The following is a 12061-nucleotide window of genomic DNA, read 5'->3' as shown; positions in this document are numbered from 1 at the left end:
AAAGGCCCGTCAGCCCAGGGGCAGGTGCCGGCTCAGCAGGGCGCGCAAGGCCGCCGGTTTCACCGGCTTGGCCAAATAGTCCAGGCCCGCTGCGTGGACCTGGGCGACCATTTCAGGGCGCCCATCGGCACTGATCACGACCCCCGGTACCGGCTCGCCCAGTTGCGTGCGCAGCCAGGCCATGACCTCGGTTCCGGTCTCGCCGTTATCCAGGTGGTAGTCCACCAGGGCCAGTTGCGGGCGGATGCCTTCTTTGAGCAGCGCCGCGCATTCCTCGCGGTTGCGGGCGGTCCAGACCTGGCAGCCCCAGCGGGTGAGCAGGCTGTTCATGCCGATCAGAATGCTGTCTTCATTATCGACGCAGAGCACTTGCCCGCCATTGAGGGGCTGGCCGTTGAGCTCGGCTGCCTTGCCTGGAGCCACCACGCTGCTGCGGGCCAGGGGCACGCTGACGCTGAATACGCTGCCTTTGCCGGGCCAGGAACGTACCTGCAACGGATGGTCGAGCACCCGGCACAGGCCATCGGCAATCGCCAGGCCCAGGCCCAGGCCTTTCTCGGCGCGGGTCTGGTGGCTGTCCAGGCGCTTGAATTCTTCGAAGATCACCTGCTGCTTGTCCTGGGGAATACCCGGCCCCCGGTCCCAGACTTCCAGGCTCAACGTTTCACCACGGCGGCGCACTCCCAGCAAAACGGGGCCCTTGGCGTAACGGAAGGCATTGGTCAGAAAGTTCTGCAGCACCCGACGTAGCAGCTTGCTGTCGCTGTCGATGCGCAGATGGCTGCCGCGCACCCGGAACTGCAAGCCCTGTTCCTGGGCCAGGGCCTTGAATTCGGCTCCCAGGGTGTCGAACAGTTCGTTGAGGGCAAAGGGCTTGCGATCAGGGGTGATCTTGCCGTTTTCCAGGCGCGAGATGTCCAGCAGGTCGCTGATCAGGTCCTCGGCGGAGCGCAACGAACTGTCCAGATGCTGCACCAGTTGCTGGGCTTCGGCGGACAGGCCGTCGTCCTGGTGGGACAGGGCCGCGGAGAACAGGCGCGCGGCGTTCAGCGGTTGCATCAGATCGTGGCTGACCGCGGCCAGAAAACGCGTCTTCGACTGGTTGGCCGCTTCCGCCGTGCCCTTGGCCTCAGTCAGTGCTGCGTTGAGTTGCGACAGTTCGTGGGTACGCTCAGCCACTCTTTGTTCCAGCCCTTCATTGGCCTCGGTGAGGGCCTGCTCGGCTTCGCGGAACGGGGTGATGTCGGTGAAGCTCATGACAAAGCCGCCGCCGGGCATGGGGTTGCCGATCAGTTCGATGACCCGGCCATTGGGGAACAGCCGCTCGGAAGTATGAGCCCGACCCTGGCGCATCCAGTGCAGGCGCCGGGCCACATGGACTTCTGCCTCGCCAGGTCCGCACAGGCCGCGCTCGGCATTGTGACGAATGATGTCGGCAATTGGCCGGCCCACGCTGATCAGCCCATCGGGGTAGTTGAACAGCTCCAGGTAGCGGCGGTTCCAGGCCACCAGCTTCAGCGACTGATCGACCACGCTGATGCCTTGGGTAATGTTTTCAATCGCCCCTTGCAGCAGGGCCCGGTTGAACTGCAGCACCTCGGACGCTTCGTCGGCGATGCGCACCACGTCTTCGAGCTGCATCTCCCGGCCTTCAATGGCGGCCTTGACCACCGCGCGGGTGGAAGAGGCGCCGAGCACACCGGCCAGCAGGCGCTCGGTATGGGCGATCCACTCGCCGTCGGCATTCTGGTTCGGGTTGAAGCCTTTGCCCTGACGATAGGCGAAGCGGATGAAGCTCTGGCGCGCACGTTCCTCACCGACAAAACGCGCGGCCAGTTTCAGCAGGTCGTCGATCTGTACCGCCAGCATCGAGCGGGAGCTGAGGCGGCCGCTGATTTCCTGGCCGATGAAGCGTCCGGCCTGCCAGTGCTCGGAGACTCGGGTGCGCGAGAGCACCGAGACCCAGGCGAACAGGGTGAAGTTGCCCGCCAGGGACAGCACTACGCCTTGGGTCAGCGGGGTGATCGGCAGGTTCAGCGGATTGCCGTGCAGCCAGGCCAGGCCGGGGAAACTGCTCAGGGACCAGCCCAGGCTGTGGGCGGCGATGGGCAGGATCAGGGTGTAGAACCAGATGAAGGTACCGGCAGCCAGGCCGGCGAATACACCGCGGCGGTTGGCCTGTTTCCAGTACAGCGCCCCGAGCATGGCCGGTGCCAGCTGGGTCACGGCGGCGAAGGCGATCTGGCCGATGGTGGCCAGGCTGGCGGTGGAGCCCAGCAGGCGATAGCTGACGTAGGCCAGCAACAGGATGACCACGATGCTCACCCGGCGCACCGAGAGCATCCAGTGGCGGAAGACTTCGAACGGCCGCTCGGCATTCTTGTGGCGCAACAGCCAGGGCAGCAGCATGTCGTTGGAGACCATGGTGGACAGCGCCACGCTGGCGACGATCACCATGCCGGTGGCCGCCGAGGCGCCGCCGATGAATGCCAGCAGAGCCAGGGCGGGGTGGGCCTGGGCCAGGGGCAGGCTGATGACGAAGGAGTCCGGCAATACGCTGCTGGGCAGGAGCATCTGCCCGGCGAGGGCGATGGGCACCACGAACAGCGCGGCGAGGGCCAGGTACGCCGGGAACACCCATTTGGCCAGGCGCAGATCCTGGGGTTCGATGTTTTCCACCACGGTGACGTGGAACTGCCGCGGCAGGCAGATGATCGCCATCATCGCCACTCCGGTCTGCACCACCATCGACGGCCAGTTGATGGTTTCCTTCCAGTACTGCTCCAGTCGCGGAGCCAGCATGGCCTGGTTGAACAGGTCGTCGAAGCCGTCATAGAGGCCGAAGGTGACGAAGGCGCCGACGGCGAGAAAGGCAAACAGCTTGACCAGGGATTCGAAGGCAATCGCCAGCACCATGCCGCGGTGGTGCTCGGTGGCATCGAGGTTGCGGGTCCCGAAGACGATGGTGAACAGGGCCAGGATCAGCGACACGATCAGCGCCGTGTCCTGGGCGCGGGTGCCCATGGCGTCTGCACCAGCACCGATCAGCAGGTTGACCCCAAGCACGATGCCCTTGAGCTGCAGGGCGATGTAGGGCAGTACCCCCACCAGGCAGATCAGCGCCACCACCACCGCCAGCGACTGGGATTTGCCATAGCGGGCAGCAATGAAGTCGGCGATCGAGGTGATGTTCTCCTGCTTGCTGATCATCACCATCTTCTGCAGCACCCAGGGGGCGAACACCAGCAGCAGGATGGGGCCGAGGTAGATCGGCAGGAAGGCCCAGAGCTGCTCGGCCGCCTGGCCCACCGCGCCAAAGAAGGTCCAGCTGGTGCAGTAGACCGCCAGCGACAGGCTGTATACCCAGGCCCGCACCCGCGGCGGAAGTGGCGCGCTGCGGCGGTCACCGTAGAAGGCGATGGCGAACATGATGGCCATATAGGCCAGGGCAACGGCGGCGATCAGCCCGCTGGACAACGACATGGAAACTCCGGAACAAAGACACCGGGCACCTCAGCCCGGCCAGACAGTCTGGCACGATGTTGGATTGGCGTCAGTGTCGACCAAGGTATCAGCGCGGCCTGATGTCGCAGGGCTGAGCCGAGGCGGGGAAGGGCTACGGCTGCAGAGCGATCTCGATCAGTTCATGGAGTTCCTGAACCGGCAGTGGCGTGGCGGAGAACAGGATGCGAAACACTGTGGGTGCTACCAGCAGGTTCAGCAGGCGGTCGATGTCCGGCAGGTTTTCCGTGTGGCCCTGATAGCGCTCGAGGATGCACTGCAACTGCCCGCTGAGGATGGTCACGCAATAGCCCGGGGTCGCGCTGCATTGCACATCGCGCATCATGTTGCGCCCGGGCTCCGAGCTCATTTCGTCCAGATACTGTTCGGCCCAGGCCCGCAGGTCGCCGCGCAGGCTGCCGGTATTGGCCGGTTCGCTGTCCGGGCGCATTCGTTCCAGGGCGACATCGGCCAGCAGGGCCGACAGGTCGCCCCAGCGCCGGTAGATGGTCGACGGAGTGACGCCTGCTCGGGCGGCGATCTGCGGCACGGTGAGGGACGAGCGATCCTGCTCTTCAAGGAGCTCGCGGACCGCGGTGTGAATGGATTCCTGGACCCGGGCGCTACGGCCGCCGGGGCGCAGACCTTCTTTGATAGCCATGGGGCGGCACCTTAACACAAAGAATTTGCTTTAAGCATTGGCGGGTAGCACACTGCGCAAAAGCAAAATATTAGCTTTAGTGGAGCGTGCTTATGTCCGGTGCTATCGACACTTGCGTGTCCAACCGTCGCAGTCTGGTGTTTCTGGCCATTACCCTGTTGAGTTTTCTGGCTGCCTCCAGCGTACCGACCCCGCTGTACCACCTGTATCAGGAAAACCTGCACTTTTCCCCGGCGGTGCTGACCCTGATATTCGGGGTCTACGCGATAAGCCTGCTGGCGGCTCTGCTGACCGTAGGGTCGCTGTCGGATCACCTGGGGCGGCGACCGGTGATTTTTGTCGCCTTGCTGCTCAATATCCTGGCGATGTTGCTGTTCATCAATGAAAGCGGAGTGCAGTGGCTGATTGCCGCGCGGGTGATGCAAGGCTTTGCCACCGGCATGGCCACCAGTGTGCTGGGGGCGGCCCTGCTGGATACCGATCGCCAGCAGGGGCCGTTGGTCAATAGCGTTGCGCCGCTATTGGGCATGGCCTGTGGTGCCATGGGGGCCAGCCTGTTGGTGGAGTTTGCGCCCTGGCCGCTGCAATTGAGCTACTGGCTGCTGCTCGGGGTGTTCGTGCTCCAGGCCGGGTATGTCTGGCGCTTGCCGGAAAGTGTCAGCCCGCAACCCGGTGCCTGGGCTTCGCTGAAACCCACGCTGCATGTGCCGGTGCAAGCGCGGCGCGCGTTATGGCTGGCCTTGCCGGTGGACGTGGCGGTGTGGGCGGTGGGCGGCTTCTATCTGTCGCTGGCGCCTTCGCTGGTCCGTGCGGCGACCGGCTCCACCTCGAACCTGATCGGCGGTGGCCTGGTGGCGGTGCTGACACTCAGCGGCGCGCTGATGATCTATTCCCTGCGTCAGCGTCCTGCAGACAGGGTGCTGCGCCTGGGCGCCGGGATGCTGGCGACGGGAGTGATGCTGATCCTCGCTGCGGTGCATAGCGCCAGCCTGCCGTTGTTCTTCTTTGGCACCTTGGTGCTGGGCAGCGGCTTTGGTGCCGGTTTTCTCGGTGCGCTGCGCAGTGTGGTGCCACTGGCCCTGCCTCATGAGCGTGCGGGTCTGATGTCGGCGTTTTATGTGCTGAGCTATCTGGCCTTCTGTCTGCCGGCGTTGTTGGCTGGCAACCTGACCCGCAGCTTCGGCCTGATCGCTACTACCGACGGCTATGGTGCGGTACTGGTTCTCTTGTCCCTCGGGGCACTGCTGGCCCTGATGCGCCAGCGCCCGGTGACGGCGTGTGGGGCGTCGGGGCTTTGAGCCCGAGGCTTCAAGGGCTGCGGGATTGTGCCTGGGAAGCCGCAGGGGAGAGGTGCTGTACGCCAATCAGATACGGGCGTGTCGCCGGGCGCGGTCCGATTGCGGTGATCGCTCCTGGGGCCGTGCATAGATGTTTATCTGCAAAATAGATAACAGATAGAGAAATTACCCGTTATATAGATATTCGATTAGGTTCTACCATGTTTCCTACCTCATCGGAGGACAGGAGACACGACCATGACATGCCCCAATAGCGTTAAAACCGGCCACTGGCCATTGAGCCATCTGCCGCATCCCCTCGAAGCCATTCGCCAATTCACCCCCAACTGGTTCGCCGCCACCATGGGCACCGGGGTTCTGGCCTTGGCGCTGGCCCAGTGGCCGGCCGAGGTTCCCGGCTTGCACCAGGTGGCAGAGGGTTTCTGGTGGCTGACCATCGCCCTGTTCCTGTTGTTTACCGCGATGTATACCGCACGCTGGGTACTGTTCTTCGACGAGGCGCGGCGGATTTTCGGGCACTCCACGGTCTCGATGTTCTTCGGCACCATCCCCATGGGCCTGGCGACCATCATCAATGGCTTGCTGGTGTTCGGCATACCTCGCTGGGGCGATGGTGTGGTGGAGGTGGCGCAACTGCTGTGGTGGCTGGATGTGGCCATGTCCCTGGCCTGCGGGATCCTGATTCCCTACATGATGTTCACCCGCCAGGAACACAGCATCGACCAGATGACCGCGGTCTGGCTGCTGCCAGTGGTGGCGGCCGAAGTGGCGGCGGCCAGTGGCGGCCTGCTTGCGCCTCATCTGCTGGATGCCCACGGGCAGTTAGTAATGCTCAGCACCAGCTACGTGCTGTGGGCCTTTTCGCTGCCGGTGGCGTTCAGCATCCTGACCATCCTGCTGTTGCGCATGGCGCTGCACAAACTGCCCCATGAAAGCATGGCGGCGTCGAGCTGGCTGGCCCTGGGGCCAATCGGCACCGGTGCCCTGGGCATGCTGGTACTGGGCGCCGATGCACCGGCGATCTTTGCTGCCAATGGCTTGCCCGGCGTCGGTGAGATTGCCGCCGGCCTGGGCCTGGTGGCGGGGCTCACATTGTGGGGGTTCGGTCTGTGGTGGATGTTGATGGCCGTGCTCATCACCCGCCGTTACCTGCGCGAAGGCATACCCTTCAATCTTGGCTGGTGGGGCTTTACCTTTCCTCTGGGCGTGTATTCGCTGGCCACCCTTAAACTGGGCAGCACCTTGCACCTGGGGTTTTTCAGTGTGTTTGGCGCGGTACTGGTGGCGGCGCTGGCGGTGATGTGGCTGATCGTGGCCAAGCGAACGGTGCAGGGGGCTTATAAAGGAGAGCTGTTTGTCTCGCCGTGCATTGCGGGGTTACGGAAATAATCGGCAAAGATAGGTAAGGTTGTGGCCTGGATCGATATTCGACATTCCAATAACAGTATCCACGCCACTCAGGGACATGGAAGATGAGTCACCCTTCGCAGTTCACCTTGCTTCGCAAGCGGCGGTTCCTGCCGTTTTTCATCACGCAATCCCTCGGTGCCTTCAACGACAACATCTTCAAGCAGTCGCTGATCCTGGCCATTCTCTACAAGCTGAGCATCGAGGGTGACCGGTCGATCTGGGTCAACCTCTGTGCCTTGCTGTTCATCCTGCCGTTCTTCCTGTTTTCCGCCCTGGCCGGGCAGTTTGGCGAGAAGTTCGCCAAGGACTCGCTGATCCGCCTGATCAAACTGGGGGAGATCGCGATCATGGTGGTGGGGGCGGTGGGCTTCGCCTTCGATCACCTGTCGCTGATGCTGGTGGCCCTGTTCGCCATGGGCACCCACTCGGCGCTGTTCGGCCCAGTGAAGTATTCGATCCTGCCCCAGGCCTTGCGTGAAGAGGAATTGGTGGGAGGCAACGGCCTGGTGGAAATGGGCACGTTCCTGGCGATCCTGGCCGGCACTATCGGCGCTGGGGTCATGATGTCCTCGGAGCATTACGCGCCGATAGTCTCCAGCGCCATGATCGGTGTGGCGGTACTGGGCTACCTGGCCAGCCGCGCCATTCCCCGGGCTGCCGCGGCGACCCCGGAGATGCGCCTGAACTGGAATATCTTCAGCCAGTCCTGGGCCACCTTGCGCCTGGGGCTGGGGCAGACCCCGGCGGTGTCGCGCTCGATTGTCGGCAACTCCTGGTTCTGGTTCGTCGGCGCCATCTACCTGACCCAGATTCCGGCCTATGCCAAGGAATGGATGCACGGCGACGAGACCGTGGTAACCCTGATCCTGACGGTGTTCTCGGTGGGGATTGCCGTAGGCTCGATGCTGTGCGAGAAGCTGTCGGGGCGCAAAGTTGAGATCGGTCTGGTACCGTTCGGCTCCTTTGGCCTGACGGTGTTCGGCCTGCTGCTGTGGTGGCATTCCGGTGGTATCCCGGAAAGCGCCACGGGTCATGGCTGGATTGAAGTGCTGGGTTTTGCCCATGCCTGGTGGGTGCTGTTCGATGTCCTTGGCCTGGGGATCTTCGGTGGCTTCTATATAGTGCCGCTGTATGCCCTGATCCAGTCCCGTACCCCGGAAAACGAGCGGGCCCGGGTGATAGCCGCCAACAACATTCTCAATGCGCTGTTCATGGTGGTCTCGGCGATTGTCTCTATCGTGATGCTGAGCATGGTCCAGCTGACCATTCCCCACTTGTTCCTGGTGGTGTCGCTGCTCAACATTGCGGTCAACGTCTACATCTTCAAGGTGGTGCCCGAGTTCAGCATGCGTTTCATGATCTGGCTGCTCAGCCATTCCATGTACCGCGTCGAGCATCGCAATCTGGAGTTGATCCCTGATGAAGGTGCTGCCCTGCTGGTGTGCAACCACGTGTCTTTCGTCGATGCCTTGCTGATTGGCGGTGCGGTGCGTCGGCCGATTCGCTTCGTCATGTACTACAAGATCTACAACCTGCCGGTGTTGAACTTCATCTTCCGTACCGCTGGAACCATTCCCATCGCCGGTCGGCATGAAGACCTGCAGATCTATGAAAAAGCCTTCCAGCGCATTGCCCAGTACCTGCGCGATGGCGAGCTGGTGTGCATTTTTCCCGAGGGCAAGCTGACTGCCGATGGCCAGATCAACGAGTTCAAGGGCGGGCTGACACGGATTCTCGAGGAAACCCCGGTGCCGGTGATTCCCATGGCTCTGCAAGGCTTGTGGGGCAGCTTCTTCAGTCGCGATCCGAGCAAGGGTTTCTTCCACCGCTTCTGGTCGCGAGTGACCCTGGTGGCCGGGCCATCGGTGGCGGTGGACGCGGCCGAACCGGCGCAGTTGCAGGCCATGGTGGCGCAGTTGCGGGGCCCACGGCGCTAGCTGCCGGATACGAAAACGCCCGCACATTTGCGGGCGTTTTCATTTCTGCCTGGGCTTTTCAGCTGGCGCTGACTTTCAGGCCCACCAGGCCGGCGATGATCAGCGCCACGCTGACCAGGCGCACCAGAGCCATGGATTCGCCAAACAGGATGATGCCGGCGATCACCGTGCCGACGGCGCCGACTCCGGTCCAGATGGCATAGGCCGTGCCCAGGGGCAGTTCCTTCATCGCCAGGCCCAGCAGGCCGAGGCTGATGGCCATGGCAATGATGGTCAGGGCGGTGGGCAGCGGGCGGCTGAAGCCATCGGTGTATTTCAGGCCGACGGCCCAGCCCACTTCAAACAAACCGGCAAAAAACAGAATGATCCAGGACATGCCTACCTCATCGGTTGATGGGGTCGTCCCCGGAATTGATCGCTCGAATGAGTCGCGAGGTCGTCCTCGCGATGCGCAGTATACTGCCCACTCTCACGTGGGCGAGTATTTTTTTCCTCAGTCATGGCCTCGCTGTATTTCCAGCTTTTGTTCGGCTGGATCTTCCATTCGCCGGAAATAGGTCGAGAGCAGGGCCCCGGAAATGTTGTGCCAGACGCTGAACAAGGCGCTGGGTACCGCCGCCAGTGGCGAGAAATGAGCGCTGGCCAGGGCCGCGCCCAGGCCGGAGTTCTGCATGCCGACTTCCAGGGCCAGGGATTTTCGTTGCGCCAGTGGCAGCTTGAACAGACGACCCGTGAAGTAGCCCAGCAGGTAGCCGAAGCTGTTGTGCAGCATCACCACGGCCATGATCAGCAGGCCTGACTCGGCGATTTTCGCCTGGCTGGCGGCCACCACCGCGGTGACGATGATGACGATGCTCACCACGGAAACCAGCGGCAGTACTTCCACCGCGTGCTGCACCCGCTGGCCCAGCAGGCGCTGGGCCAGCACTCCCAGCACGATCGGTAGCAGCACCACTTGCAGGATCGACCAGAACAGCTCCATGAACGAGACCGGTAGCCAGGCCGAGGCCAGCAACCAGATCAGCGCCGGGGTCAGCAGTGGGGCCAGTAGAGTGGTAACCGCTGCAATGGCCACCGACAGCGCCAGGTCGCCGCGGGCCAGCCAGGTCATCACGTTGGAAGAGGTGCCGCTTGGGCAGCAGCCGACCAGGATCACCCCGACGGCGATTTCCGGCGGCAGGTGAAATGCCTGGCAGAGCACCCAGGCCACCCCGGGCATGATCACGAAATGGGCCACCACTCCCAGGGCCACGCGCCATGGGTGGCGGGCCACTTCGGCGAAATCTTCGAGTTTCAGGGTCAGGCCCATGCCGAACATCACCAGGCCCAGCAGCGGCACGATGGCGCCCTTGAGACCGACGAACCAGCCAGGCTGGAAGAATGCCAGGATGGCGAAGATCAGTACCCAGTAAGCGAAGGTGTTGCCGACAAAGCGGCTCAGTGCAGCCAGTGCGCGCATGACCTGTTCCTTATTATGTGAAAACGCCACCGAAGGCGGTGGCGTCTAGTGCGTAGCGGTTATCCGGGCAAGGCGTCAGATGCCCTGCGGAATCTCCTCGCCGCCCAGGGCTTCGAACAGCGCCGGCAGGAAGTCGCCGAAGGTCAGCATCATCAGGGTGAAGCTGGCATCCTGCTGGCCGAGGGCTTCATCACCGCCGTCCTGTTCCGCCTGATCCTGCAGCAGGTCTTCGAACTTCAGGCGCTTGACCACCATTTTGTCGTCGAGCATGAAGGACAGTTTGTCCTGCCAGGCCAGGGACAGTTGAGTGACCACCTTGCCGGTGCTCAGGTGCAGCTGGATTTCCTCGCCGGTCAGGTCCTGGCGCTTGCAACGCACGATGCCGCCGTCCTCGTGGGTGTCGCGTAGTTCGCACTCGTCGAGTACGAAGAAGTCGTCGGCGGCTTTCTGGGTCTTGACCCATTCGGTCATGATCGCGGTGGGAGCGATCTTCACGGTCAGCGGGCGAACCGGCAGGGTGCCGAGGACTTCGCGCAGGGTGGAGAGCAGGTCTTCGGCGCGCTTCGGGCTGGCCGAGTTGACCAGGATCAGGCCCTGTTTCGGGGCAATGGCGGCGAAGGTCGAGGAGCGACGGATAAACGCACGGGGCAGGAAGGCCTGGATGATTTCATCCTTGATCTGGTCGCGTTCCTTCTTATAGACCTTGCGCATCTGTTCGGCTTCGATCTCTTCGACCTTTTCCTTCACCGCATCGCGCACCACGCTGCCAGGCAGGATGCGTTCCTCCTTGCGCGCGGCTACCAGCATGAAGTCCTGGCTGACGTGAACCAGCGGGGCGTCTTCACCTTTGCCGAAAGGGGCGACGAAACCGTAAGTGGTCAACTCCTGGCTTGCACAGGGGCGCGCCAGTTTGGTCGCCAGTGCAGTTTCCAGCGCCTCAGCATCAAAAGGCAGATCTTGGGTCAGGCGATAGATCAGCAGGTTTTTGAACCACATGGGGTGAATCTCTCCTTTATACAAAGGAGGGCATTATTCTCTTCGCTGCTGCTCAGGCCAACCCTTCGCTAAGCCTTTGGAAGGCCTGAAAAAATTATTATAAAAAGTGCTTGCCAGAGTGGGGGCTGCTCCGTAGAATGCGCGCCACACCGAACGTGAAGGGTGATTAGCTCAGCTGGGAGAGCGTCTGCCTTACAAGCAGAATGTCGGCGGTTCGATCCCGTCATCACCCACCATTCGCATTCAGTGTTACGCGCAGCGGTAGTTCAGTCGGTTAGAATACCGGCCTGTCACGCCGGGGGTCGCGGGTTCGAGTCCCGTCCGCTGCGCCATATTCGGTAACCTGGAACACTGAACGCCAGGTCACCACAGAAAGCCCGCTAACGCGGGCTTTTTGCTGTAAAGAGTTACGTGGGTTGTGTTGCTGTACATGGAAATTTGGTTTTTTTAATAAAATTATTAATTAAATCAACATTTTAAGGATTTCTGTGGCATAATGCGCCCCGCAACGAAGGTAAAGGGTGATTAGCTCAGCTGGGAGAGCGTCTGCCTTACAAGCAGAATGTCGGCGGTTCGATCCCGTCATCACCCACCACTTACTTTCAACGCTACGCGCAGCGGTAGTTCAGTCGGTTAGAATACCGGCCTGTCACGCCGGGGGTCGCGGGTTCGAGTCCCGTCCGCTGCGCCATATTCGGCAACCTGGAACACTGAACGCCAGGTCGCCACACAAAGCCCGCTCAATGCGGGCTTTTTGCTGTCTGGGATTTGTATCGGTTCGAATCCTGCGCATGAAAAA

General features: G+C 62.2%; 8 protein-coding genes and 4 tRNA genes. 7 read left to right on the top strand and 5 right to left on the bottom strand.

Features of this window, described 5'->3' with window-relative positions; all coding sequences use genetic code 11:
- Window positions 1-9: 9 nt before the first annotated feature.
- A complete protein-coding gene (locus BLS75_RS08945) occupies window positions 10-3483 on the bottom strand; it encodes a hybrid sensor histidine kinase/response regulator (protein ID WP_072450678.1) in 3474 nt (1157 codons plus the stop codon).
- A gap of 133 nt (window positions 3484-3616) precedes the next feature.
- On the bottom strand, window positions 3617-4162 hold the full coding sequence (locus tag BLS75_RS08940) for a TetR/AcrR family transcriptional regulator (RefSeq protein WP_047337532.1): 546 nt from the start codon (window positions 4160-4162) through the stop codon (window positions 3617-3619).
- 92 nt (window positions 4163-4254) lie between these two features.
- Between BLS75_RS08940 and BLS75_RS08935 the strand changes: the two genes are divergently transcribed.
- From BLS75_RS08935 to BLS75_RS08925, 3 genes are all read left to right on the top strand, one after another.
- Window positions 4255-5460: an MFS transporter gene (locus BLS75_RS08935; protein WP_072450677.1), complete on the top strand. Its 1206-nt coding sequence runs from the start codon at window positions 4255-4257 to the stop codon at window positions 5458-5460.
- Window positions 5461-5697: 237 nt separating this feature from the next.
- Entirely contained in the window at window positions 5698-6849 is a 1152-nt protein-coding gene (locus BLS75_RS08930; RefSeq protein ID WP_072450676.1) for a TDT family transporter, read from the top strand.
- Between the two features lie 83 nt (window positions 6850-6932).
- Window positions 6933-8807, top strand: coding sequence for an MFS transporter (locus BLS75_RS08925; protein WP_011062673.1), 1875 nt, complete (start codon window positions 6933-6935; stop codon window positions 8805-8807).
- Window positions 8808-8865: 58 nt separating this feature from the next.
- On the opposite strand, the gene sugE is transcribed toward BLS75_RS08925, so the two are convergent.
- The 3 genes from sugE to rdgC all read right to left on the bottom strand — a co-directional run bounded on the left by sugE (window position 8866) and on the right by rdgC (window position 11262).
- The gene (gene sugE / locus BLS75_RS08920; protein ID WP_011062672.1) at window positions 8866-9183 is read right to left on the bottom strand and encodes a quaternary ammonium compound efflux SMR transporter SugE; all 318 of its coding nucleotides are present in this window, start codon (window positions 9181-9183) and stop codon (window positions 8866-8868) included.
- A 117-nt stretch (window positions 9184-9300) separates the two neighbouring features.
- A complete protein-coding gene (locus BLS75_RS08915) occupies window positions 9301-10266 on the bottom strand; it encodes a bile acid:sodium symporter family protein (protein WP_011062671.1) in 966 nt (321 codons plus the stop codon).
- A 75-nt stretch (window positions 10267-10341) separates the two neighbouring features.
- Complete coding sequence (gene rdgC, locus BLS75_RS08910; RefSeq protein WP_072450675.1) at window positions 10342-11262, bottom strand: recombination-associated protein RdgC; 921 nt, start codon at window positions 11260-11262, stop codon at window positions 10342-10344.
- 160 nt (window positions 11263-11422) lie between these two features.
- Between rdgC and BLS75_RS08905 the strand changes: the two genes are divergently transcribed.
- The 4 genes from BLS75_RS08905 (at window position 11423) to BLS75_RS08890 (ending at window position 11953) form a co-directional block, all read left to right on the top strand.
- Window positions 11423-11498, top strand: a tRNA-Val gene (locus BLS75_RS08905).
- Window positions 11499-11517: 19 nt separating this feature from the next.
- A tRNA-Asp gene (locus tag BLS75_RS08900) sits at window positions 11518-11594 on the top strand.
- A 187-nt stretch (window positions 11595-11781) separates the two neighbouring features.
- Window positions 11782-11857, top strand: a tRNA-Val gene (locus BLS75_RS08895).
- Window positions 11858-11876: 19 nt separating this feature from the next.
- A tRNA-Asp gene (locus BLS75_RS08890) sits at window positions 11877-11953 on the top strand.
- The last annotated feature ends 108 nt before the right edge of the window (window positions 11954-12061 follow it).

The sequence above is a fragment of the Pseudomonas sp. NFPP12 genome (genome assembly GCF_900103205.1).
GTDB classification, from domain to species: domain Bacteria; phylum Pseudomonadota; class Gammaproteobacteria; order Pseudomonadales; family Pseudomonadaceae; genus Aquipseudomonas; species Aquipseudomonas protegens.
The sequence above is the reverse complement of the archived record's forward strand: the minus strand, read 5'-3'. Positions and strand labels throughout refer to the sequence as shown.

Bases quoted from the DNA above. Each gene is read 5' to 3' on its own strand.
- sugE (WP_011062672.1), bottom strand. From the start codon at position 9,183: ATGTCCTGGATCATTCTGTTTTTTGCCGGTTTGTTTGAAGTGGGCTGG.
- BLS75_RS08945 (WP_072450678.1), bottom strand. From the start codon at position 3,483: ATGTCGTTGTCCAGCGGGCTGATCGCCGCCGTTGCCCTGGCCTATATG.
- rdgC (WP_072450675.1), bottom strand. From the start codon at position 11,262: ATGTGGTTCAAAAACCTGCTGATCTATCGCCTGACCCAAGATCTGCCT.
- BLS75_RS08935 (WP_072450677.1), top strand. From the start codon at position 4,255: ATGTCCGGTGCTATCGACACTTGCGTGTCCAACCGTCGCAGTCTGGTG.
- BLS75_RS08930 (WP_072450676.1), top strand. From the start codon at position 5,698: ATGACATGCCCCAATAGCGTTAAAACCGGCCACTGGCCATTGAGCCAT.
- BLS75_RS08925 (WP_011062673.1), top strand. From the start codon at position 6,933: ATGAGTCACCCTTCGCAGTTCACCTTGCTTCGCAAGCGGCGGTTCCTG.
- BLS75_RS08940 (WP_047337532.1), bottom strand. From the start codon at position 4,162: ATGGCTATCAAAGAAGGTCTGCGCCCCGGCGGCCGTAGCGCCCGGGTC.
- BLS75_RS08915 (WP_011062671.1), bottom strand. From the start codon at position 10,266: ATGCGCGCACTGGCTGCACTGAGCCGCTTTGTCGGCAACACCTTCGCT.